Origin of the sequence: Hymenobacter sp. HSC-4F20 (genome assembly GCF_019599275.1) — a bacterium.
Classification (GTDB): Bacteria; Bacteroidota; Bacteroidia; order Cytophagales; family Hymenobacteraceae; genus Hymenobacter.
In genome coordinates, this window is the sequence record NZ_JAHZTD010000004.1 from 112,461 (window position 1) to 135,601 (window position 23,141).

Below are 23,141 nucleotides of genomic sequence, written 5' to 3' on the forward strand. Positions count from 1 at the left end.
ACTGCGTGGCAAGAACGGAGCCAAAGCGCGGAGCTACCGGGGCAACTGGTCTGGTGAGGCGTGCACGGGATGCCCCTGTGCGAGGGTGAAGCACCAGCAAAAAGGCCTTCTACGGTAAGTAGAAGGCCTTGTGTTGTACCTCAGAAGCGCTACATCGTCCGACCCCGGCCGCGTCCCCCACCGTTGGGGTTTCCCGCCCCCGGGCTTTGGATGTTACCCGGGCTGGCGGGGCCGTTGTATCCACCCCGATTATCGTTTCGGTCGTAGCCGCCGCGGTTGTCGTTGCGCTCATCCCGGCCGCCGTAGTTGCCCTGGTTGGGGCGGTTGTCGTCGCGGCGACCATCATAGCCACCACCGTAGCTGCCGCGGTAGTCCCGGTTATCCCGGTAGTCGCCGCGGGCGTAGCCCCCGTTGGGATACGGGTGGTTATAGTAGCCGCCGGGGCCGTAGGTGGGGCGGGGCGCTACCACGTACCCGCGACCGGGCCAGTTCGCTCCGTAGTAGCGGCCGGGCTGCACACCCCACCGGTCGCAGTAGGCGCGGTGGTCGCGCAGGTAGCCCCAGGGCTGCCGGCCGATGTACTGCACCACTACGGGGTGGAAGAAGCGCGGGTCGTAGCCAGCGTACATGCGCGGCAACACCGGCGAGCTAACCCAGGCCCCGTACATAGGGTCGAAGAACAAGTACGTCTGGGAGTACAGGTCGTAGTAGCCGTCTATTTCCGGGATATAGTAGTACTGCACGTTAGGGCCCACGGCAGGCCCCCAGGACGGTACGTTCACGTTGATCTGCACTTGCGCCTGCGCGCTGCCACTGTGTAGCAGCAGCCCCAGAGCCAAGACCAGACCCGATTTGAGCAAGGTTTTCATACGAGCAAAAAGCAAAAGGGAGATGCACAGCACTAACGCAAAAGCCGCACCACAATTCACGGCTTAGACGGAAATCGGGCCATTGGTTTAAAAAGAAGTTTCGCCCCGTACGGGACATTTCGCCAGGGGTGCGTGTTATAGCCCATCTGCCTGCTTTTCAGCATCAGCTGCTCCCCACTCATCTGGTTACCAGATCAACTACCCGGGGTAGCCGTTGGGGCCTGATTTGCGTACCTTTGCAGACTTATCCGCTTCGCTGCTGCATGGCTAAAAAAACAACTGCTGCTTCTCTTTCTCCTTCCTCTGCCGCAAACGCTTCGGGGGCTCCTAAAGCTGCCCGCCCGGCCAAAACGGCGAAGGCCCCGGCAGCCTCGGAAGCTCCGGCGGCCAAGCCTAAGAAAGCACCCCGCTCTGCGGCTGCAGCCGTAGCCGATAACGCTGACCGCCACACTACCGCCGCCGTGCAGGCCGTAGCCCTTCTGGGGGAGGTAGCCGAAGCCGTGGTAGAAAGCCGGGTGACTGGCCAGCTCACCGGTCCCGCCGACCTGGAGGCGCCGTATATTGAGGTGTACGGGGCCCGGGAGCATAACCTCAAGAACGTATCCATCCAGATTCCGCGCGGACGGTTGGTGGTATTCACTGGCATTTCCGGCTCGGGCAAGTCGTCGCTGGCGTTTGATACAATTTACGCCGAGGGCCAGCGCCGCTACATGGAGACGTTTTCGGCCTACGCCCGCTCCTTTATGGGCGGGCTGGAGCGCCCCGACGTGGACAAGATTGAGGGCTTGTCGCCGGTAATCAGCATCGAGCAGAAGACCACCTCGCGCAACCCCCGCTCCACCGTCGGCACTATCACCGAGATTTACGACTTCCTGCGCCTGCTCTACGCCCGCACCGCCGAGGCCTTCAGCTACGCCACAGGCCAGAAGATGATCCGGCAGAGCGACGACCAGATCATTAACTACATCCTCAAGGAGTACGACAACCGCAAGCTTATTGTGCTGGCCCCGGTAGTGAAGGGCCGCAAGGGCCACTACCGCGAACTGTTCCAGCAGATTGCCAAGCTGGGCTTTACCAAGGTGCGCGTGGATGGGGAGCTGCTCGACATCACGCCCAAGATGCAGGTGGACCGCTACAAAATCCACGACATCGAAATTGTAATTGACCGGCTGGTGGTGAAGGAGGAAGACCGGTTCCGCCTCTCGGGCTCGGTGCAAAATGCCCTGACCCAGGGCAAAGGCACCATGCTGGTGCTCGACCCCGACAAGAAAAAGGACAACACCCAGTTCTTCTCCCGTTTCCTGATGGACCCGGCTACCGGCATTGCTTACGACGACCCGGCGCCGAATACTTTCTCCTTCAACTCGCCCTACGGGGCTTGCCCTACCTGCAACGGCCTGGGCGAAGTGCAGGAAATCACCGAGGAATCGGTGATGCCGGACAAGAAGTTGAGCATCAGCCGGGGCGGCATTGCACCCCTGGGCGAGTACCGCGACATCTGGATTTTCCAGCAGCTCAGCCTTATCGTGAAAAAGCACAAGGCCAGCCTGAGCACGCCCATTGAGAAGCTGCCCGCCGAGCTGGTGGAGCGCCTGCTCCATGGCGTACCCGAGGACGAGGATGCTGACCCCAAGAAGGCCAACTACGTGGAGCCTTTCGAAGGCATCATCCCCTTCCTGCGCCGCCAGATGGAGTCCGACTCCGAGAACATTCGGGAGTGGATTCAGCAGTATACCCAGGCTCAGGAGTGCCCGGAGTGCCACGGCTACCGCCTCAAAAAGGAGAGCCTGCACTTCAAAATAGATGATAAGCATATCGGAGAGCTGTCGGTGCTGGATTTGAACGAGCTGGCCGGCTGGTTTGAGGGCCTGGAAGACCGCCTCTCGGAGCGCCAAAACCTGATTGCGCGTGAGCTGCTCAAGGAAATTCGCAAGCGCATTGGCTTCCTGCTGGAAGTAGGCCTCGACTACCTCAACTTGCACCGCTCGGTGCGCACGCTCTCGGGCGGCGAGTCGCAGCGCATCCGCCTGGCTACCCAGATTGGTACCCAGCTGGTGGGCGTGCTCTATATCATGGACGAGCCCAGCATAGGCCTGCACCAGCGCGACAATGAGCGGCTGATTAAGGCTTTGCAACACCTGCGCGACCTGGGCAATTCCGTGATTGTGGTGGAGCACGACAAGGATATGATTCTGCACGCCGACTACGTGCTGGACATCGGCCCCGGCGCCGGCATTCACGGCGGTACTATTGTGGCCGAGGGCACACCCACCGAAATTTTTAATTCTGGCTCCCTCACCTCCCAGTACCTCAGCGGGCAGAAGCACATTGAGCTGCGCAAGAAAAAGCGGGCCGGCGAGGGCAACGAGCTGGTGCTCAAGGGTGCTAAGGGGCACAACCTCAAGAACGTTACGGCCAAGTTCCCGCTGGGCAAGCTCATTGCCGTAACGGGCGTGTCAGGTTCGGGCAAGTCCTCGCTCATTCACGATACGCTCTACCCCATCCTGAACCAGCACTTCTTTAACGCCAAGCGCGAGCCGTTGCCCTACGGCACCATCGAAGGTCTGGAGTTTATCGACAAGGTAATCGAGGTGGACCAGTCGCCGATTGGGCGCACGCCGCGCTCCAACCCGGCCACCTACACCGGCGTGTTTACCGAAATCCGCCAGCTGTTTTCGTCCCTGCCCGAGGCCAAAATCCGGGGGTACGGGCCGGGGCGCTTCTCCTTCAACGTGAAGGGCGGGCGCTGCGAAACCTGCGAAGGCGCTGGCATGCGCACCATCGAAATGAACTTCCTGCCCGACGTGCACGTGCCCTGCGAAACCTGCAAAGGCCGCCGCTACAACCGCGAAACGCTGGAGGTGCGCTTTAAAGGCAAGTCCATTACCGATGTGCTGGACATGACGGTGGAAAAGGCCGTGGAGTTCTTCGAGTTCCAGCCCCGCATCCTGCGCAAGATTCAGACTCTGAACGAGGTAGGGCTGGGCTACCTCACCCTGGGCCAGCAAGCTACTACCCTCTCGGGCGGTGAAGCACAGCGGGTGAAGCTGGCTACGGAGCTGAGCAAGAAAGACACGGGCAAGACGTTCTACATCCTCGATGAGCCAACCACCGGACTGCATTTCGAGGACATCAACCACCTGGCCGTGGTGCTGCACAAGCTCGCCGACAAGGGCAACACTGTTCTTATCATTGAGCATAACCTGGACCTGATCAAGGTGGCTGACCACGTCATCGATATCGGGCCCGAGGGTGGGGCCGGCGGCGGTACCATTGTGGCCCAGGGCACGCCGGAGCAGGTCGCTAAGTCGGGCAAAGGCCACACCAGCCGCTTCCTGGCCGAGGAACTGCGCACCAGTAAGTACGCCGAGGAAAAGCCCGGTAAGGCCGAAGCCGCGTAGCCCCGGTGCGCCAGCCAGAACCGCATACATACTAAGAGGCCGCCCCAGCAGTGGGGCGGCCTCTTACCTTATAAAGGAAATGCAGTGTCGCTTACATCGAGCCAGCACCGCCGCCGGCGTGCTGCTTGAACATGGCCAGGTGCGCCTGTACTACGGGGGTAGTTTTGGTGATGAACCCTTGCAGATCAGCATCCTGGGTCATTTGCTTGTGCGCCACCATGGTGTTTACCGTTTTCTGGTGGTCCAGCAGCATTTGCGCCATGTACTTGGTTTCAAACTCCTTGCCCGACAGATTCTGCATCTGGGCAGCAATGGCTTTGTGCTCCGCGTCCATATCAGTAGGCAGCGTCACGCCTTTCTTTTGGGCAATGGGCTTCAGGTCAGCCGTTGACTTGGTGTGGTCGGTAATCATTTTGTTAGCGTGGTCTTTTACCATGCCCGTCACACCTTTTTCCAGCGCCAGCTTGCTCAGCTGAATCTCGTTCTGGTCGCTGTGGGCAGCCGACATCATGAACTCAGGATCAGTGGAGTGCGGCGCCGTAGGGCCGTCCGTGGCCATAGCAGCCGAAGTGTCAGACGAGGGCATGGTAGCCGATGAGGCCATAGCCGTGTCGGACGTGGTGCTGGTGGAGCTTTCGGTGCTGGAGGTAGCGCCTTCCGTGCTTGTGGTTTCGGTGCCGGAGTTGCTGCAGGCTCCCAGGCTTAGCAAGCCAATGCAGGAGGCGGATAACAGAATACGTTTCATCGGAGAAGGGTTGTGAGAGTGGAACAAGTAGGGGAAGGGCTAGTGGGTAGCGCCAGTGGAGTCGGCAGCAGCGGCCGAGTCGGCGTTGGCCGTAACGGTTGGGCCGGCATTGTTGTCGATAACTACGGCATCAGCCTGTACCCCAGCTTCATCGGCGGCTTTGTCCATGTCGCTTACGGCCTCGCCAGCAGTGCCATCGGTGCGTTTTTCGGCGTTGTTACAGCTGGCCAGCAGCAAGCCGGCGCCCAGAGTCAGGAAAGGAAGAAATCGGGTTTTCATCAGTGGTAGGAAAGAATGGAAAGAATAGAGCCGGAACGCTTAGGGCTTAAGCTTGTCTTGCAGCGTTTCCCCGGCATCGTGTTGGGTTTTGAGGATGGAGAGCTGGCGGGCCGCCAAGGCCCGCACGTCGCCGTCGTAAGCATCTTCGCTCATATCGTCGTAGGCCTCGGTATCCTGGTTGAGCAGGTTGCCAAACAGCTCAGTGAATTGCTGATCGAAGGCCGCCCCATTAAGCGCCGTCAGCTCCCCCACTTGCTTGGCTTGGTCTTCCCCGAGGCCGGTAGGCAGCACCAGGTTTTTTTGCTGCGCCAGCGTTTTCAGCTCCTGCAGCAGGGTAGTAAGCTGCGAGGTGGCGTTCTGGGCCAGGTAACGGATGTCGGGAGAGGCGGCTTTCCGCTGGGCAATCTGGCTGATTTCCAGCAGGGCCATCTTACGGCTGGCGGCATCTACCAGAAATTCGGCGTCCTGAAGCTGGCGTTTGGTAATGGCCTCTTCCTGAATCCGTTTCTCGTTCTGAAACTTGGCGCTGAAGATGGGGTCTTTGTTGCTTTCACCCGAGGAGCAAGCGGCTATCAGCGGGAAAAATAGCAGCGCGTACAAACGAGGGGAAAATAGCATAAGATCAGATAATTGGCCCTAAAGGCGGAGGTTTGTAGCCTATACGCGCGTTCATAGTCTAGGTTGGGATTCCCGTTTTAGAAAAAAGTTCCTGACCTGATTAAACTATTTTTCAGCCAGAGTTTCCAAGGGTCGAAATCATCTTCCCATCCTTACTCCCTACTTCCATGAAAGCTTCTCTACGTCGTGCCCTGCGCGTGGTGCTGGTAACCAGTACTGCCTTGTGGTTGAGTGCCTGCGCCAAAACCGCCGACGCGCCGGCCGCGCCTGATGTAACCGTATCGGCGGAGGATCAAAGTCTGGTCGAAGACGAAAGCGCCGTTATTACCGATTTAGTGGAGGCCGCTGCTCCTGCCGATGCCGCCCTTACGGGCAGCGCCACAGCTGAGCCAGCCGACCTGGCTCGGGTAGCCGGCTCCTGCTTTACCCGCACCTACGACGCCGCTACCCGCACCCTTACCCTGGACTTCGGCGCAACTAATTGCCTGGGGCCGAATGGGGTAGCGCGGCGTGGTAAAATTGTGGCTGTCTTCAGTGGCCCCTACCGGCAGGCCGGCGCCCTCACCACCATTACTCTGGTGGACTACTACCGCAACGACAACCGGCATACCGGCACTCGCACCATCACAACCCTGGGCGGGGGCTCTTGGAGGCTGGACGTGCAGAACGCCAGCGTCACCACAGCTGCTGGCACGCACACTTGGGTTTCCCAGCGGCACTATACCCGCACGGCCGGCGCCGCCACCCGCACCATCCTCGATGACGAATACAGCGTAACGGGGGAGGCCAGCGGCACCAACCGTAAGGGCAGCCACTACACGGCTGTCATTCAGCAGCCTTTGCATAAAAAGCTACAGGCCGGCTGTGTCCGCACGTTTGTAGCGGGCACCGTCCAGATCCTGACTTCTAAGGGGAAGGAGCTGCTGCTCAACTACGACCCCACGGGCACCCAGGCCTGCGACAACCTGGCTTCCATCACCGTCAACGGCAGCACCCGTACCATGCGCGTAGGGCGAGGGCTGTAACTGGCGCCGCTCTACGTTACTTAAAAAAACAACAAAGCAAGAGGCGCCGCTGACAGTAGCGGCGCCTCTTGCTTGCTATAAGTGCCTGAGCTAACCTGCGGCCCGGGCCAGAATGGCCTCGGCTAGCAGCAGGTCTTCGGGAGTAGTAATCTTAAGGTTGGTGTAGTCGCCCTCTACCAGATGGATAGGGTGCAGGTCTTCTACCACGCTGGCGTCGTCAGTAAAGGTTGACAGCTCGGGCAACTGGTAGGCGCGGCGTAGCAGGCCAATTTCAAAGCACTGCGGGGTTTGCACCAGCCGCAGTCGGGCACGGTTCAGGGCATAGGAGCCCTGCTGATTAAGGCCCCGCACGGAGTCTTTGGGCACCACGGCGGCCACAGCGGCGCCGTGGTTATGCGCGGCCTGATAGGTAGCCTCCAGCACACTGAGCGGGGTAAGCGGACGGACACCGTCGTGCACGGCTACTACCCCGGTGGTCTGCTCGGCCAAGCTGGCCAGTCCGTTGCGCACCGATGCCCAACGGGTAGCTCCCCCGGCCACCACCGTGTGTGGCAGCGTTACGGTGTATTCCACGCACAACTGCTGCCAAGTTTCAAACTGATCGGGGGGGAGCACCAGCACGCACTGCTGCACGCCCAGCGCCGGCTCTGCAAACCGGCGGAGCGTGTGCAGCAGCACCGGCTGGCCCGCCAGCGGCAGAAACTGCTTGGGCCGGTCGGCACCCATGCGCGTGCCGTTTCCGCCCGCCACCAGAATAGCAAACCGGGGTGGGAGCGAAGAGGGTTGGGGGGGCAGGAGGTGGGCTTCGGTAGGCGAAAGCATCGTGGGTCAGCAAGCAAAGGCTGCAAGTATAACCGAATAAAAAACGCCGGATGCTCCTCGAAAAGAACATCCGGCGTTTTCTCTGTCTAGAAAGGCAGCGGAGCCTCAACGCTTTCCTACAGGATAAGCATGGCGTCGCCGTAGCTGAAGAACTTATATTTCTCTTTGATGGCCGTCTGATAGGCTTCAATCAGCAACTCGTGGCCAGCGAAGGCCGAAGCCATCATCATCAGCGTGCTTTCCGGGGTGTGGAAGTTGGTGAGCAGCGCGTTAGAGATTTTAAAGTCGTAGGGAGGGAAGATAAACTTATCCGTCCAGCCCTCGGTTGGCTTCAGGCGCGAGTGAGCCGAAACCGACGACTCCATGGCGCGCATGGAGGTAGTACCTACGGCGCACACCCGCTTCTTAGCATCCAGAGCCCGGTTTACTACCGTCGCCGATTCGGCCGGCACGATAAAGTTCTCCGAGTCCATTTTGTGTTTGGTCAGGTCCTCTACGTCTACCGGGCGGAAGGTGCCCAGGCCTACGTGCAGGGTTACCGGCACTACATCTACACCTTTGATTTCCAGGCGCTTCAGTACCTCGCGGGTAAAGTGCAGGCCAGCCGAGGGAGCCGCTACAGCGCCGGTGTGCTTGGCGTAGATAGTCTGGTAGCGTTCCTTGTCAGCGGCTTCGGTTTCGCGGGAAATAAACTCCTTCGGAATCGGGGTTTCGCCCAGGTCGTGCAGGGCCTTGTAAAACTCCTCGTCGGAGCCGTCGAACAGAAACTTGATGGTCCGGCCGCGTGAGGTAGTGTTGTCAATCACCTCCGCTACCATATCCGACTCGCCGAAGTACAGCTTGTTACCCACCCGGATTTTGCGCGCCGGGTCCACGAGTACGTCCCAGAGGTGGATTTCCTTATTCAGCTCACGCAGCAGGAATACTTCAATCTGCGCGCCGGTTTTCTCCTTGTTGCCGTAGAGGCGGGCGGGAAACACTTTGGTATCGTTGACCACGAATACGTCGCCGTCATTGAAATACTCAATGATATCCTTGAACACGCGGTGCTCAATCTTGCCACTGTCGCGGTGCAGCACCATCAGGCGCGACTCGTCGCGGTTTTTGGCAGGATGCTGTGCCAGCAGGCTTTCGGGCAAGTCAAATTTGAACTCAGACAGTTTCATGGGCCGGACAGGGCAATAGGAGGGGAACCTAGTGTAAAAAATCGAACCGCAAAAGTACGGAGTTATGCCGGATTAATTGGTATTTTTCGCCCGAAATCTGCTAATTGCCCCCGCTACGCCCTTCGCCGAACCCCCCGCTGCATGAAAGCTCTGCGTCTGACCCTGGAGAGTTTCCGCTTCGCGTGGCAAGCCCTGAAAGCCAACCTCCTCCGTACGGTTCTCTCCCTGCTCGGGGTGACAGTGGGCATCTTCGCCATCATTGCCGTGTTTACCGTCGTCGACTCGCTGGAGGCCAACGTGCGCCAGAGCATGAGCTTCGTGGGCGACAAGGTGATTTACGTGATGAAGATGCCTTGGACCTTCGACCAGCCGGACTACCCGTGGTGGAAGTACTTCGGGCGGCCCGTACCCACTGTGCGCGAGTATTATGCCCTGCGCAAAAGCCTGAGCGACAATAACAAAGGGGTGGCCGTGTTTGCCAGCGCCGGTGGAAACACGCTGCGGGCCGGTAACAACAGCATTGAAAGCGTGGCCTTGCAAGGGGTAAGCTATGATTTCCGTAGCGTTGCGGACCTACCCATTGCCGAGGGCCGCTACTTCACCCAGCGCGAGGTGGAGTCGGCGCGTACCGTGGCTATTGTGGGGGCCGATATTGCCGCCAACCTGTTTCCCAACAGCTCAGCCGTTGGGCGCGAGTTCAAGGCCAAGGGGCAGCGCTTCACCATCATTGGGGTAGTGCAAAAAGAAGGCAAAAAGCTGATTGACACGCCCAGCAACGACAACAACGTGGTGATTCCCTTCGGGGCCTTTACCAAGATATTCACCCTAAACACCGGCAACGGCTTTGGCATCACGCCTACCATTGCCGTTAAGGGCCGCGAAGAAGACCAGGGCCTGCTGGACCTGGAGTATGAGATGCGCGGCCTTATGCGCAATATCCGCAGCCTGCGCCCCCGCGAGGAGGACAATTTCGCCCTCAACCGCCCCGAAATGTTCGCCAACATGATTGGCAAGCTGTTTTCCGTTATTGGCTTTGCCGGTGCCGTTATTGGCTCCTTTGCCATGCTGGTAGGCGGCTTTGGCATTGCCAACATCATGTTCGTGTCGGTGAAGGAGCGCACCAATATCATCGGCATTCAGAAGTCCTTGGGGGCCAAGAACTACTTCGTGCTGTTTCAGTTTCTGTTCGAGGCGGTGTTTCTGTGCTTGCTGGGCGGAGCGGCCGGCATTTTCCTGGTGTGGCTCATTACCCTGATTCCGCAGGATACGCTGCCACTGTTGCTCTCCTGGGGCAACATTACCCTGGGCCTGACGGTATCGGTGGTAATTGGGGTGCTGGCTGGCATTATCCCGGCCGTGCTGGCGGCCAACCTCGACCCGGTTATTGCCATCCGGGCCAAGTAGTGGGCGGGGAATCGGGGTAGCAGCCCGAGCGTGTTACCACTTTACAGCCGGAAAAGCCGGTGCAGAGCACTAACATTCAGGTAGCGTAATGTTAACAAATTGTTAACTTGCCGGTCGCTACCTTGGGTCGCCCTTCCGGAGGGCGGCTTTCTTTTTGTCCTTTTCTTAATTTTTTACCTCGGGTCCGGATTCATTCCCACCTCGGTCGGCGGCCCGTGCGCCAGCCGGCTATCCGCGACCCTTTTTAGCGTAGCTTGTCATGTCGAAGCTCAAAAAAACCAGCAGAACCAAAGCAGCCGATCAGGTGCTGAACGCCGGCAGCGGCCAAACCATCGTTCAGCCCAACGTTAACGATAACAAGGTTAAAACCATTAGTGATATCCGGGAGCAAACCCACGGTGAGCGGACCGTGCAGCTGGATGATGAGCAGCGCATCCGCAAAGCCTTTGTGGATAAGGACTGGAACGAGATTAAGATTGCTGACTCCTGGCAGATCTTCAAGGTAATGGCCGAGTTTGTAGAGGGCTTCGAGAAAATGACCAAGATTGGGCCCTGCGTGTCCATCTTCGGCTCGGCCCGCACCAAGCCCGACAACCCCTACTATCAGATGGCCGAAGAAATTGCAGCCAAGCTGGTACGTCACGGCTACGGCGTAATTACGGGTGGTGGCCCCGGTATTATGGAAGCCGGCAATAAAGGTGCTCACTCCGAAGGTGGCAAATCGGTAGGCCTAAACATTGAACTGCCCTTCGAGCAGTTCCACAACGCCTACATTGACCCCGACAAGGTGATTAACTTCGACTACTTCTTCGTGCGCAAGGTGATGTTCGTGAAGTACGCCCAGGGCTTCATTGGCATGCCCGGCGGCTTCGGCACCCTCGACGAGCTGTTCGAGGCTATTACCCTGATTCAGACCAAGAAAATCGGCCGTTTCCCCATTGTGCTGGTAGGCACGCGCTACTGGCAGGGCATGTTCGACTGGATCAAGCAGGTGATGCTGGAAGACGAGCACAACATCTCGCCCGAGGACATGAACCTGGTGCAGCTGGTTGACGACGCCGAATCGGCGGTGAAAATCATCGACGATTTCTACAGCAAGTACCTGCTCTCACCGAACTTCTAGGCCCTAGGCAGTACCCAGTTCGCCCCTGGTGTCTTCCCCAAGAAGATGCCAGGGGCTTTTTTTATGTAGTAGCTTGAAAAAAGAGTCTTATAATCACTGATAAATACAAATCATGGTGCTTATATTACAGAACTGTTCATTTCAACCGTAGTAGCCCAATACATGCCCGACCTCTCTACCACTCCCACCCGTAAAGACATCCTGATTGTACCACGCTGGGCAGGTGCCCCGCACCACGACTGGTATCCCTGGCTGGAAGAACAGTTGCGCGCCGTGGCTCCCGAAGACGGCGTCGATTATAACGTGCGGACCTTAGCCATGCCGGCCTGGGACCTGCCCGTAATTGAGCAGGCTGTAGACTACCTGATGACCGTGTTGCCACCCGAGAAAGTAGGGCCGCACGTGTACCTGGTAGGCCACAGCGTAGGGTGCCTGGCCATCCTGCACTACTTGGCTCGCCTGGCCGAGCAGTATCCGGAAACCCAGCCGGTAGGCGGCGTGCTGTGCGTAGCAGGCTGGTTTTCCGTGGACAGCCCCTGGCAGGATATCCTGAACTGGATGCAGGCGCCCATCAACTACGAAGCGGCGCGGGCACTGATTCCCGACGACAAGCTCATCGTGCTGCTCTCCGACGATGACCCCTACACCTCCGGCTACCAGGACAATGAGCGGCTGTGGGTAGAGCGCCTGCATTCCCGCGTGAGTATCCTGCACGGCAGGCAGCATTTCAGCGCCCAACTGGATTTCGACGTGCGCGACGCGGTGCGGGATTTAGCCGGTGCCCTGACTTCCTTGCCCAGCTAGCCGGCCTGAAATCAAGCTTTCCGGTTTATCTTGGCGCGGCGGCTCTTCTGAGCCGCCGCTTTGGTATGGATGCACCTTTTGATTTCGACTACCTCATTGTAGGCGGTGGGGCGGCGGGCCTGAGCCTGGCATATCACCTCAGCCAGGAGCCCCGGCTAGCCAGCAAACGGGTGCTGGTGCTGGAACCCGACACCAAAGAACAGAACGATAGAACCTGGTCGTTCTGGGCCGATGAGCCGCTGGCGTTTGATCAGATAGTGGCCCACGAATGGGAGCGGCTGGCTTTCCGGAGCCCAACCTTCGAGAAAGTCTTTCCGCTGCGGCGGCACCGATACAAAATGATTCGGGGGCTGGATTTCTACCAGTTTGTGGGAAGCGCGCTGGCGAAAAACCCGCAGTTCAGCCGGGTGGCTACCGCCGTCGCTACCCTCGAAAACCTGCCGAATGGAGGAGTGCGCGCCATAACCACGGCCGGCGAGCAGTTCACCGGCCGCTACGCCTTCGATAGCCGGCCGCCGGCACTGCGCGAGTTACAGCAGCCCAGCCGCTACCGCTACCTGTTGCAGCACTTTGTGGGGTGGGAGGTAGAAACCGACCACGATGCGTTCGACCCCACCACGCAGGAGTTCATGGACTTTCGAGGGGAGCAGCGCCAGGAGCCTCGCTTTATGTACGTGCTGCCCTTCAGCAAGCGCCAAGCCTTGGTGGAATACACCCTCTTTTCAGCGCAGATACTACCGAAACCCGAATACGAGGCCGAAATTAGGCGCTACCTGCGAGAGCGGGTGGGGATAAGCTCATTTCGCATAACTGCCGAGGAGGTAGGTGCCATTCCGATGACGGACCACCCACTGCCCGCACGTAACGGGCCAGGCATCGTTCATCTGGGCGTTAGGGCTGGGAGGGCCAAGCCCAGTACCGGCTACGCGTTCAAGCGCATTCAGGCCCATTCTGCCCGGCTGGTAACAGGCCTGGCTACCACCGGCCGCCCGCCCCGGGACCTCACCGGCGACAAGTGGCAATTTCGCCTGTTTGACACCCTGCTGCTGGATATTATGCAGCGCCGGGGCGAAATCACGCGCGACATCTTTGCTGACCTGTTCCGGAAAAACCCAGTGGAGCGCATCTTCGATTTTCTGGACGAGCGGACTTCCGCCTGGGAAAATCTCCAGATTATGCATTCCGTCACACCCTGGCCCTTCCTGCGCTCCATTTGGCATGTGCTCCGCGGCCGGCCAGGCAAGCGGGAATAATGTTGAGGCGGTGACGTGATGCAGGAGGGAGCTTTATCATGACCAAGACAAAAAACGAAGCAACCCGTTTGGCACGAAGTCCTAGCCCTGTGGCAATGTGACAAGCGCTTGATACGTGCGTGTCAAGAGCTTATCACATCAGCAAGCTGATCAGGCGGAGAGGGCGGATTGCCTCGCTCACTTACTTATCTACCCCCCGTCTCCCTTCCAGGCTTTCCTCACTTTCCAGGTACTCGCGGGCGGCGCGGATGGTGGCAGAAGTAAGTGGCTCCAGGGTGGGGGTAGGCGCCGAGAGGTTCAGCAGGTAGCCGGCAAGCGACGGTAGGTTGTCCAGGTCGTGGGTGATACAGAGAATGGTTTTCTGCTGCTCCCTTACCCAGGACTGCAGCAGGTCGAAGACGCGGCGACGGTAGTACACGTCGAGCTGTTGGGTGGGCTCGTCGAGCAGGTAGAGGGTAGCGTCCTGAAGGCTAAGCTGAGCCAGCCATACCAGCTGCTGCTCCCCGCCCGAGAGCAGCGTGAAGTCTTGCCGGGCCAGGTGGGCGGCTCCCACGCGGGCCAGGGCTGCGTCGGCCAGGGCGTAGTCCTGGGTGGAGTAGGCGCCCAGAAACTGGTGGTGCCGAAAGCGCCCCATCACTACCAGCTCCCGCACCGGAATAGAAAACTCCACACTACCGCGCTGCGGCAGGTGAGCCAGTAGGCCGCGGGCGGCGGGCTGGCGCAGAGTAGACAGGTCCTGGCCTTGTACCTGCACGGTGCCCTGGTACGGAATCTGACCCGTCAGGACTCGAAACAGGGTGGTTTTGCCGCAGCCGTTGTGGCCGACAACTGCCACAAACGCCGGCCCCGGCACCGTAAAACACAAATTGCGGAGCAGGACGCGCTGTCCATACCCCGCAATCAGGTTTTGAATGGTTAGAATTGAGATGTCAGACATGAGAACTTAGACCCTTTTCATAGGGATTCACCCACTAAGAATGAAGAACACAGTCTGAGTTCTGAACTCTGCTGATCTAGGTGCTACTAGTACTCGTCTTCGTTAAACATGAAGTCCTCCTTGGTCGGGTAGTCCGGCCATACTTCTTCGATGTTCTCGTAGGGCTGACCATCGTCTTCCAGAGCCTGCAGGTTTTCCACTACCTCCATCGGGGCCCCCGAGCGGATAGAATAGTCAATGAGTTCATCCTTGGTGGCCGGCCAGGGGGCATCTTCCAGGTACGAAGCAAGTTCCAGGGTCCAATACATAGTCGTAGGTGCTACTAAAAAAGGTGGTCAAAAAGTAAGTTTCTGTCAGCAAAAACCTAACCGATGGTAAAGGCATGACACCTTTACCGGTCCGGAGTTGCATTTCGCTGTCGACAACGTAAAATACTCAGTAAAGTTGGCCTAACCCGTCACGCGCTGCTGAAACATGGCAATCAGCTCGTTCTTGGTGCGGATTTTCCGGTCGAAGGCTCTGATTTTGCCTTGCAGCATGGTCCGGAAGGCCTCGTTGCCGGGCGAGTCGTTGAGCTTGCCCAAATTTTCTTCCAGCACTTCCTGCTCCTGCTTGTCGAATTTGATAAAGTCGCGCAGGGCTTGAATACGCAGGTTGGCTTGGTCACGGGGCGAACTGCTCTCGGCCGGCGCCCCGGGCTGGCGCTTGCGAATGTAGTGTTCCAGGGCGCTCATCTCAAACACTTTGTCACAGGCCAGAATAAACTGCTCCCATACCCTGTCCGATTCTTCGCCGCGCACGGGGCCGACCTTTTTCCAGGCCGCTTGCAGCTCCTTGGCCCTAGCTACTGCCTGCGACATAGGCTGATTGAGCAGGGCCTGGGCTTCGGCTACCAGGGCGCGCTTGCGGCTGAGGTTGTCCTCGCCGCCCGGCGCTACTACCTGCTGCTCCTGGCGCTTGCTTTCAATGTGCACCTTCAGGCGTTCGAAGAAGTGGTTGTGCGCCGCCCGGAACCGAGTCCACAGGTCGTTGGCTTGCTTGCGGGGTAGCGTGCCGTCGATGTCCTTCCAGGCCTGCTGCAACTGCTTGAGCTTGCGGGTGGTTTCCTCGAAATCGGTGGAATTCTGCAGGGCCTCCGACTTATGGATCAGGTCTTTGTACTGGTCGTACACCCGGTTGGTCATGGCCTTCTTCTCGGCCAGGAATTCCTTTTTGCGGGCAAAAAACGCATCCACGGCGGCTTGAAAGCGGGTTTCCAGCTCGTCGGTGAGGTGCTTTTCCACGGGGCCGGTTTTAATCCAGCCCTGGCGTAGGTCCTTCAGCTTTTCGCTACCTCCCTGCCAGTCAACGGTATCGTGCAGGGATTCCGCTTCCTGAATCAGGCTGATCTTGGTCGCCAGATTCTTCTCGCGGTTGCGGTTAATGGTGACTTTAATGGATTCCTCGGCCTCGGTGAGGCGGCGGTGCAGGCTCTCAAAGTCGCCGAGGGCATCGTAGGAAGCTACCTGCTCCTTGAGGTGCAGGGCCTTCATCAGAAACGAGCCCTTGTTGTCCGACTCCTCAATCTTCTGGAGCAGGTCTTCTACCTTGGTGCGAAAGAGGGTGAAGCGTTGGGCGAAATAAATCAGGGAAGCATCAGCGGATTCCTTTACCTGCCCTACCTGGCGGGCGGGCAAGTCTAATAGGGGGCGAAGCCACACCTGGTCGCCCTCAATGTAGCCATAACGGCGGGCTTCGGCCAGCAAGTGGTCTTGTTGTTCCATAATCAGATAGCGGGGGAGCGAATAGGTGGACAGGTCGGGGATTGAGGCCAAAAAGCTGTACAAGTTTACACGTTGTCGGGTAATTCCGCTGCCTGGCCCCGGCCGCGGAATGTTTGCGTGGGCTGCCTACCTTTGGGATTCCGGCCGCCTACGCAGAAGTTGGCGGTTGGAGCCAGGTGGTAGCAACTCATCGGGAGAAGCTACGAACGGACAGCCAGTGTGGTTATTACGCGTGGAAAATCAGCCGGTAGCCGGGCCCTGAAGGCCCAGGCCGCCGATACGGCCCGCTGCCGTATTGCGGCGCAAAATAGAAACCTCCGCTGAACTCGCAAGCTGCCCAGTGCCCGGCTACCCGAAGTACTTCTGCCCGCCCTTTATAATTGCGCACTTTCTTAACTCTACTATGAGCGACCAACCCACCATTATTTTCTCCATGGCGGGGGTAAGCAAGATCTTCCCTCCCCAGAAGCAGGTTCTTAAAAACATCTACCTCTCGTTTTTCTACGGGGCCAAAATCGGCGTACTCGGCCTCAACGGCTCGGGTAAGTCTTCCTTGCTAAAGATTATTGCCGGGGTAGACAAGCAGATTCAGGGCGACGTGGTATGGTCGCCGGGCTACTCGGTGGGCTACCTCGAACAGGAGCCCCAGCTCGACCCAACCAAAACGGTGCTGGAAGTAGTGCAGGAAGGCACCGCCGAAACCGTGGCTCTGCTGAAGGAATTTGATGAAATCAACGAGGCCTTCGGGGCCGAGGATGCTGACTTCGACAAGCTGCTGGAGCGCCAGGGCACCGTGCAGGAGCGCCTCGACCAGCTCGACGCCTGGAACCTCGACAGCAAGCTGGAGCGCGCCATGGACGCCCTGCGCACGCCCCCGGCCGATGCCATCATCGGCAACCTCTCGGGCGGGGAAAAGCGCCGCGTGGCCCTGTGCCGCCTGCTCCTGCAAGAGCCCGACGTGCTGCTGCTGGACGAACCGACCAACCACCTGGATGCCGAGAGCGTGCTGTGGCTGGAGCAGCACCTGCAGCAGTACAAAGGCACCGTAATAGCCGTAACCCACGACCGGTACTTCCTTGATAACGTGGCCGGCTGGATTCTGGAGCTGGACCGCGGCGAGGGTATTCCGTGGAAGGGCAACTACAGCAGCTGGCTGGAGCAAAAAGCTTCGCGCCTAGCCCAGGAAGAGAAAACCGAGAGCAAGCGCCAGAAAACTCTGCAGCGCGAGCTGGAGTGGGTGCGTATGGCCCCGAAAGCCCGCCAGGCCAAGAGCAAGGCCCGCCTGGCCGGCTACGACAAGCTGGTAAACGAGGATTCCCGCGAGAAAGAGCAGAAGCTGGAGCTGTTCATTCCGGACGGTCCGCGCCTGGGTTCCCAGGTAATTGAGGCCGAGGGGCTGACCAAAGCCTTCGGCGACAAGCTGCTGTTCGAGAACCTCTCGTTCAACCTGCCCCAGGGCGGTATTGTGGGCATCATCGGCCCGAACGGCGCCGGTAAAACCACCCTGTTCCGCCTCATCACCGACCAGGTGCAGCCCGATGCCGGTACGTTCGTGGTGGGCCCCACGGTGCAAACCGCCTACGTGGATCAGCAGCATGATACCCTGGACCCCAACAAATCGGTATTTGAGACGATTTCGGGCGGCACGGAAACCATGCTGCTGGCCGGCCGGCAGGTGAACTCCCGCGCCTATGTGAGCAACTTCAACTTCCGCGGCGGCGACCAGGAAAAGAAAGTTGGCAGCCTGTCGGGTGGGGAGCGGAACCGCGTGCACCTGGCCACTACCCTCAAGCAGGGCGCCAACCTGCTGCTGCTCGACGAACCAACCAACGACCTGGACGTAAATGCCATCCGGGCCCTGGAAGATGCGCTGGAGAACTTCGCCGGTTGTGCCGTTATCATCAGCCACGACCGTTGGTTCCTCGACCGCCTCGCTACCCACATCCTGGCCTTCGAGGGCGACTCGCAGGTAGTGTGGTTTGAAGGCAACTTCTCTGACTACGAAGAAGCCAAGCGCAAGCGCCTCGGCGACGTGGAGCCCAAGCGGGTTCGGTACCGGAGCCTAGGGTAAGCTGCATTTCTCTTTGCATAAACGGGCCGTTGGAAGTACTTCCGGCGGCCCGTTTGTTAGTTAAAAAAGACGAACAGTTATGCATTGGAAAGTGCAAGGCAGCTTATACATTTAGCGCTTATATATCGTTCAATTACTAATCAAAGCAATGAAGGTTTTACTCGATACCAACATTGTCATTCACAGAGAGACTAGCGTTATCATGAAAAATGATATCGGACACTTATTCAAATGGCTGGATGACCTGAAGTATACCAAGTGCATACATCCGGCGACACTGGATGAAATAAAGCGCCACAAAGACCCTCAGGTCGTGAAAACGATGGCGGTAAAGCTATCCAGCTACCACATCCTAAAAACGGTAGCGCCGATGGGGCAGGAAGTACAAGCTGTAAGCGCCAAGTACGATAAAACACCCAATGACACGATTGACACAGCCATTCTAAATGAGGTGTTTAGCGACCGAGTTGACTTGCTGATTACGGAAGACAAGAATATTCACAAAAAGGCCAAGGTGCTTGGCTGTACGGATAAAGTCTTCACGATTACTCAGTTTTTAGAGAAAGTAGTTGCGGAGAATCCAGAGTTAGCTGATTACAAAGTGCTATCGGTTAAAAAGGAGCACTTCGGCAACATTGATGTGACTGACCCCTTCTTTGACAGCTTCCGGGAGGATTATCCTGGCTTTGATAAGTGGTTTAATAAGAAGGCAGACGAATGGGCGTACATCTGCTCGGTGGACGCGGATATCGTAGCCTTCCTCTACCTTAAACAGGAAGGACCGGATGAAAATTACAACGACATCACGCCGCCAATGGGGCGAGCGAAACGGCTTAAAATCGGCACATTTAAGGTCGTCCACAATGGCTATAAGATTGGAGAGCGGTTCCTAAAAATCATCTTCGACAACGCAATGCAGTTCGGCGTTGGGGAGATTTACGTTACCATTTTCGACAAGACGTTGGAGCAAAAGCTGCTTATCAGCATGCTCCAGGAGTGGGGCTTCAAGTACCACGGCCTAAAGGCCAGCGCTACCGGCAACGAGCACGTGTATATCCGCGACTTCCACCCGATGGTCGACAAGGCCAATCCCAAGCTCACTTTTCCCTACGTGGATGCCGACGCGAACGTGTATTTAGTGCCAATCTACCAGGCATACCATACCGAGTTGCTACCCGATTCCATTCTCAATAACGAGTCGCCGGCCGACTTTGTGGAGCATGAGCCGCACCGTAACGCTATCAGCAAGGTGTACATCTCGCGCTCCTTCGAGCGCAGCATGAAGCCGGGCGACCTTATTGTCTTCTACCGGACAGGGGGGTACTATGCCGGAGTGGTGACAACAATCGGGGTGGTGGAGAACGTGACGGTGAATATCCCCGACGAGCAGACGTTTATCAAGCTATGCCGCAAACGAAGTGTATTCGATGATACGGAACTGTCGAAGCACTGGCACCACAAGCGCAGCCCACCGTTCATCGTCAATTTCCTCTCGGTCTACTCCTTTCCGAAGCGGCCTAATCTAGCTGAGTTGATTCGGCTGGGGGTAGTAGCCGACGTGCATTCGGTACCGCAGGGCTTTGCCCGAATCAGCAAAGAAGCACTGAACCTGATTCTGACAGCTAGCCGGTCAGACCGTCGCTTTCTGGTTACAAAGCCAGTGGAAACGGTATGAACACGGCACCCATCCAGCCCAAGACAATTGCTATCTGGTACGAGTCGAGCCAGGGGGGAACAGGTCAAAGCAGCCTCGACCTACACCTGAACCTGTGGAAGTTGCCCATTGGTAGCGGTAGCCGCTACGAGCGGTTCTTAGACATCGGCATCAAGCTGCACGACCCGGCAGAAGTAAGCCAACTGTGCTTATACTTTCCATTTGAAGTACCGGCTGACTGCTTCGTGGACATCGTTGGTAAATTCATCAACGACTCTAGTTTGGTAAGCGCCATCTTCAACGAGAACTACACCGTGTCGTCGAAGGCCGGCTCCAAGTCGCATCTGGTGACTGGGACGAAGGGAGAGCAGTTCGACATTTATGAGACCAGTGGGAAGAACGTGCAGCGCGCGCGCGAGTTTGGGGGTACGGTATTTCGGGTGAGCTTCGAGCATAACGGCCTACCGCTATACCTGCGCTTCCGAGTGAGCGGAAACTACCCAGCCTCGCTTAGCATCACCCAGGAGCCCACCAACACCATCCTACAAAGTGGGTTCTCGCAAACCGAGATGACTGACTTTCGGGTAAACGAGGCACGAGACCTGAACCGTGACTTGCTGGTGGAGATGCGCAAGCAGTCCAGCTTCCAGCTGGCTAAGGTGCATTTCTTCTTTGTCTGCTCCTATGGTGAAGATATCGTGGGGGCACACGAGCGGTATAACAAGTGCCGCAACTTGGAGAACTACCGATGGGCCAGCTATGTGGGCAATGAGAAGCTGAAAGACCAGATTTACTTAGCCTACCAATGGCGAAAATTCAACGGAGAGGACTTCGGTGTGCTATTGCGTACCAAATTTGAGCGTAATAACTGGCGCGTCTTAGGCAAGTACCTGCTCGTACTGTTGGTTATTACGGTGCTGTTCAACGTTATCAGCTCCTATATCTTCAGTTTCCTCCCTTCCCCCACTAGCTCTCCTTCACCGCCATGCGCGTCCTCCTCTCCATCAAGCCCGAGTTTGCCACCAAAATCTTTGACGGCACCAAGAAGTTCGAGTTCCGGCGCTCCATCTTCAAAAACGCCGCCGTCAAAAGCGTTGTAGTCTACGCCTCCTCGCCCATGCAGAAGGTGATTGGCGAGTTCGAAATCAAGCGCATCATCAACGCCGATGTAGAGGCGCTGTGGCACGAAACGAAGGAGCACTCTGGCATCACGGAGGATTACTTCATGGAGTACTTCACAGGCAAAGAGCAAGGCTTTGCGATTGAGATAAAAAAAGTGAAGCTGTACAAGGAGCCTATGTGCATTAAGACTGACTTTCAAGCGACTCCGCCGCAGTCTTTTATCTACATTGATTAAAGCTAGAGCAGGGGGCTTCAATTAGATTGAAGCCCTTTTTTAATATTTAATTTATATGAACTGCTTATTCTGCAAACAGGACAGTAGCGCTTCAAAGAGCGTGGAACATGTCATTCCGGAAAGTTTGGGCAATAAAGAACATGTATTGGCAAAAGGCCTTGTCTGCGACAAATGCAACCAGTATTTTGCTATTAAGGTAGAGAAGCCGCTACTTGAACAACCTTATTTCAGATTTGTAAGAAATAGATTAGGAATAGAAAATAAAAAACAAACTATTCCAGTAGTAGAAATAATTAGTCTGAGTCCAGGCCCCAAGAAGGTTGAACTCATGAATGATGGGGATGGACAATTTAGTATTATTATCCCAGACGGTAAAAGCCCTAGCGAGTATTTCGGTGCCACCTCAGGCCGGCTCATTATTCCCGTTTTAGATGGGCCCGCTAGTGACAATATTGTAATCTCGCGGTTCCTAGCAAAGGCTTCGATTGAAGCATTGATGCTAAAGGTTTATCCAGACGCAGATTTAATGAATGAAGTACTGAACAAACCTGACTTGGAACCAATTAAACAGTACGCCAGATTTGGCAAAATTACTGCCTACTGGCCTTACCACCAGCGTAGGTTATACTCGGAAACATCTCGTTTCAACAATGCGAAACTGGGCGTGGCCAATTATGAGATACTTCATGAATGGCGCTTTCTGTACACTGACGAGTTGCACCTTTATTTCGTTCTGTGCATTCTGGGTATTGAATACGCCATAAACATGGGTGGACCAGGTACTGAAAGTTATAAGAAGTGGCTTAATGAGCACAACCATAAATCAATACTTGACGACTCGGACGAAATACCGGTTTCTTAGTGGGTGTTTGCGCTTACGCTAAGGGAGGCTATAATTTTGGTAATTGCTTCTTTTTTCTTTCGTAGCTCGTCACGAATCTCACGCCCACAAGTCAGGCATAAGTAATCTTCCCAAATCACGGTTCCTGCACAACCCTCTATTGGGCAAGAAACTCTTGATACTTGATTATCATTCGTGCAGTTTATGCATCGTATTAGGCTTGCATTCTTCCCCTCTGGGAATAGGAAAGCCCACTTATAATCATATTTTTTCAACAGGGCTTTATCTTCAGGCAAACAATAAGGGCAGAAGTAGCTTCTTTCTTTTGTGTTAACTGAGAAATGTTTTGAAAATGATGACTTTCCAATTTTTTTCCAGGCATAAGTTAGTCTTTCAATAAAAACAACTGTTTCTAGTTCCCCCTGGTCCATGCCAGCATTAAATGGATGTTCAAAGTAGTAATTTCTTAGACTATCCCACCAAGCATCCAGGCCATCAAAGAATGTGTAGGTATCAAGTATATATGAAATCAAGTCGCGAGCAGTGAGCCTGTTTCTTGATATGCCGTGTACTATTTGATTCCGAAGCTTACGGATGTACTCGATGTGGTCGGCTATTTTATCATCGTAACTATCTCTAGCAGTAGCAAAAAAAACATAAACTAGCGACTCAGAACTAATGGAAAAAAATTCATCGAATCTCTTGTTACCCTGATTTGGAAGGACAGGCCACTCATTCTTCTTGCCCTCAATCAATAGATACGGGCTTGTCGAACAAACAACAGATTTCATGTTTGCTTCAATAGCCTGATGGATAAGCACTACTGATGCGTTGAGCTTATCCTGCAAGTACTCCCATACTATTTCTTCGTCTAACTTTTTTTGATGATTGTCGATGATTTTATCTGTTTCAAAAATGATGTCAAAAGCTTGCGTTAGGCAGCTATCTGCTAATGATTTATAATCGCGCGGTGTAGGTTGATTGGTTATCATAGACTGTCTTGGTGACG

General features: G+C 56.4%; 21 protein-coding genes. 11 read left to right on the forward strand and 10 right to left on the reverse strand.

What is annotated here, in order from left to right:
- Positions 1–149: 149 nt before the first annotated feature.
- The gene (locus K3G63_RS19195) at positions 150–869 is read right to left on the reverse strand and encodes a hypothetical protein (RefSeq protein WP_220615755.1); all 720 of its coding nucleotides are present in this window, start codon (positions 867–869) and stop codon (positions 150–152) included.
- A gap of 263 nt (positions 870–1,132) precedes the next feature.
- On the opposite strand from K3G63_RS19195, the gene uvrA reads away from it, so the two are divergent.
- On the forward strand, positions 1,133–4,270 hold the full coding sequence (uvrA, locus tag K3G63_RS19200) for an excinuclease ABC subunit UvrA (protein ID WP_259404575.1): 3,138 nt from the start codon (positions 1,133–1,135) through the stop codon (positions 4,268–4,270).
- Between the two features lie 91 nt (positions 4,271–4,361).
- Here the strand turns inward: uvrA and K3G63_RS19205 are convergent, their stop codons facing one another.
- From K3G63_RS19205 to K3G63_RS19215, 3 genes are read right to left on the reverse strand one after another with little or no spacing between them, the layout of a single operon-like run.
- Positions 4,362–5,015 (reverse strand): DUF4142 domain-containing protein, encoded by a 654-nt coding sequence (locus tag K3G63_RS19205; RefSeq protein WP_220615756.1) that lies wholly within the window; start codon positions 5,013–5,015, stop codon positions 4,362–4,364.
- A gap of 39 nt (positions 5,016–5,054) precedes the next feature.
- On the reverse strand, positions 5,055–5,294 hold the full coding sequence (locus K3G63_RS19210) for a hypothetical protein (RefSeq protein WP_220615757.1): 240 nt from the start codon (positions 5,292–5,294) through the stop codon (positions 5,055–5,057).
- Positions 5,295–5,333: 39 nt separating this feature from the next.
- The gene (locus K3G63_RS19215) at positions 5,334–5,912 is read right to left on the reverse strand and encodes a DUF4142 domain-containing protein (RefSeq protein WP_220615758.1); all 579 of its coding nucleotides are present in this window, start codon (positions 5,910–5,912) and stop codon (positions 5,334–5,336) included.
- A 167-nt stretch (positions 5,913–6,079) separates the two neighbouring features.
- On the opposite strand from K3G63_RS19215, the gene K3G63_RS19220 reads away from it, so the two are divergent.
- Positions 6,080–6,937: a hypothetical protein gene (locus K3G63_RS19220; protein ID WP_220615759.1), complete on the forward strand. Its 858-nt coding sequence runs from the start codon at positions 6,080–6,082 to the stop codon at positions 6,935–6,937.
- A 90-nt stretch (positions 6,938–7,027) separates the two neighbouring features.
- On the opposite strand, the gene K3G63_RS19225 is transcribed toward K3G63_RS19220, so the two are convergent.
- Positions 7,028–7,759: a 2-C-methyl-D-erythritol 4-phosphate cytidylyltransferase gene (locus tag K3G63_RS19225; RefSeq protein ID WP_220615760.1), complete on the reverse strand. Its 732-nt coding sequence runs from the start codon at positions 7,757–7,759 to the stop codon at positions 7,028–7,030.
- Between the two features lie 116 nt (positions 7,760–7,875).
- Positions 7,876–8,925: a tRNA preQ1(34) S-adenosylmethionine ribosyltransferase-isomerase QueA gene (gene queA / locus K3G63_RS19230; RefSeq protein ID WP_220615761.1), complete on the reverse strand. Its 1,050-nt coding sequence runs from the start codon at positions 8,923–8,925 to the stop codon at positions 7,876–7,878.
- 141 nt (positions 8,926–9,066) lie between these two features.
- On the opposite strand from queA, the gene K3G63_RS19235 reads away from it, so the two are divergent.
- From K3G63_RS19235 to K3G63_RS19250, 4 genes are all read left to right on the forward strand, one after another.
- Positions 9,067–10,329, forward strand: coding sequence for an ABC transporter permease (locus K3G63_RS19235; protein ID WP_220615762.1), 1,263 nt, complete (start codon positions 9,067–9,069; stop codon positions 10,327–10,329).
- A 259-nt stretch (positions 10,330–10,588) separates the two neighbouring features.
- Complete coding sequence (locus tag K3G63_RS19240) at positions 10,589–11,452, forward strand: TIGR00730 family Rossman fold protein (RefSeq protein WP_220615763.1); 864 nt, start codon at positions 10,589–10,591, stop codon at positions 11,450–11,452.
- A 162-nt stretch (positions 11,453–11,614) separates the two neighbouring features.
- Positions 11,615–12,256 carry an alpha/beta hydrolase gene (locus tag K3G63_RS19245; protein ID WP_220615764.1) on the forward strand — a complete coding sequence of 214 codons (642 nt, stop codon included), beginning with the start codon at positions 11,615–11,617 and terminating at the stop codon, positions 12,254–12,256.
- A 65-nt stretch (positions 12,257–12,321) separates the two neighbouring features.
- Positions 12,322–13,509 (forward strand): lycopene cyclase family protein, encoded by a 1,188-nt coding sequence (locus K3G63_RS19250; protein ID WP_220615765.1) that lies wholly within the window; start codon positions 12,322–12,324, stop codon positions 13,507–13,509.
- A gap of 181 nt (positions 13,510–13,690) precedes the next feature.
- Here the strand turns inward: K3G63_RS19250 and K3G63_RS19255 are convergent, their stop codons facing one another.
- The 3 genes from K3G63_RS19255 to K3G63_RS19265 form a co-directional block, all read right to left on the reverse strand.
- Positions 13,691–14,446: an ABC transporter ATP-binding protein gene (locus K3G63_RS19255; protein WP_259404576.1), complete on the reverse strand. Its 756-nt coding sequence runs from the start codon at positions 14,444–14,446 to the stop codon at positions 13,691–13,693.
- A gap of 86 nt (positions 14,447–14,532) precedes the next feature.
- Complete coding sequence (locus K3G63_RS19260) at positions 14,533–14,754, reverse strand: DUF2795 domain-containing protein (RefSeq protein ID WP_019948259.1); 222 nt, start codon at positions 14,752–14,754, stop codon at positions 14,533–14,535.
- 141 nt (positions 14,755–14,895) lie between these two features.
- Entirely contained in the window at positions 14,896–16,209 is a 1,314-nt protein-coding gene (locus tag K3G63_RS19265; RefSeq protein ID WP_220615766.1) for a DUF349 domain-containing protein, read from the reverse strand.
- A 403-nt stretch (positions 16,210–16,612) separates the two neighbouring features.
- Between K3G63_RS19265 and ettA the strand changes: the two genes are divergently transcribed.
- From ettA to K3G63_RS19290, 5 genes are all read left to right on the forward strand, one after another.
- Positions 16,613–18,280: an energy-dependent translational throttle protein EttA gene (gene ettA / locus K3G63_RS19270; protein WP_220615767.1), complete on the forward strand. Its 1,668-nt coding sequence runs from the start codon at positions 16,613–16,615 to the stop codon at positions 18,278–18,280.
- A gap of 202 nt (positions 18,281–18,482) precedes the next feature.
- Positions 18,483–19,955: a hypothetical protein gene (locus tag K3G63_RS19275; protein WP_220615768.1), complete on the forward strand. Its 1,473-nt coding sequence runs from the start codon at positions 18,483–18,485 to the stop codon at positions 19,953–19,955.
- Positions 19,952–21,034, forward strand: coding sequence for a hypothetical protein (locus K3G63_RS19280; RefSeq protein WP_220615769.1), 1,083 nt, complete (start codon positions 19,952–19,954; stop codon positions 21,032–21,034). The genes K3G63_RS19275 and K3G63_RS19280 overlap by 4 nt, the downstream gene beginning before the upstream one ends.
- Positions 20,920–21,291, forward strand: coding sequence for an ASCH domain-containing protein (locus tag K3G63_RS19285; RefSeq protein ID WP_220615770.1), 372 nt, complete (start codon positions 20,920–20,922; stop codon positions 21,289–21,291). Before K3G63_RS19280 ends, K3G63_RS19285 begins: the two co-directional genes overlap by 115 nt.
- Positions 21,292–21,346: 55 nt before the next feature.
- Entirely contained in the window at positions 21,347–22,153 is an 807-nt protein-coding gene (locus tag K3G63_RS19290) for an HNH endonuclease (protein WP_259404577.1), read from the forward strand.
- Here the strand turns inward: K3G63_RS19290 and K3G63_RS19295 are convergent.
- On the reverse strand, positions 22,150–23,124 hold the full coding sequence (locus tag K3G63_RS19295) for a hypothetical protein (protein WP_220615772.1): 975 nt from the start codon (positions 23,122–23,124) through the stop codon (positions 22,150–22,152). The genes K3G63_RS19290 and K3G63_RS19295 overlap by 4 nt on opposite strands.
- Positions 23,125–23,141: the final 17 nt, after the last annotated feature.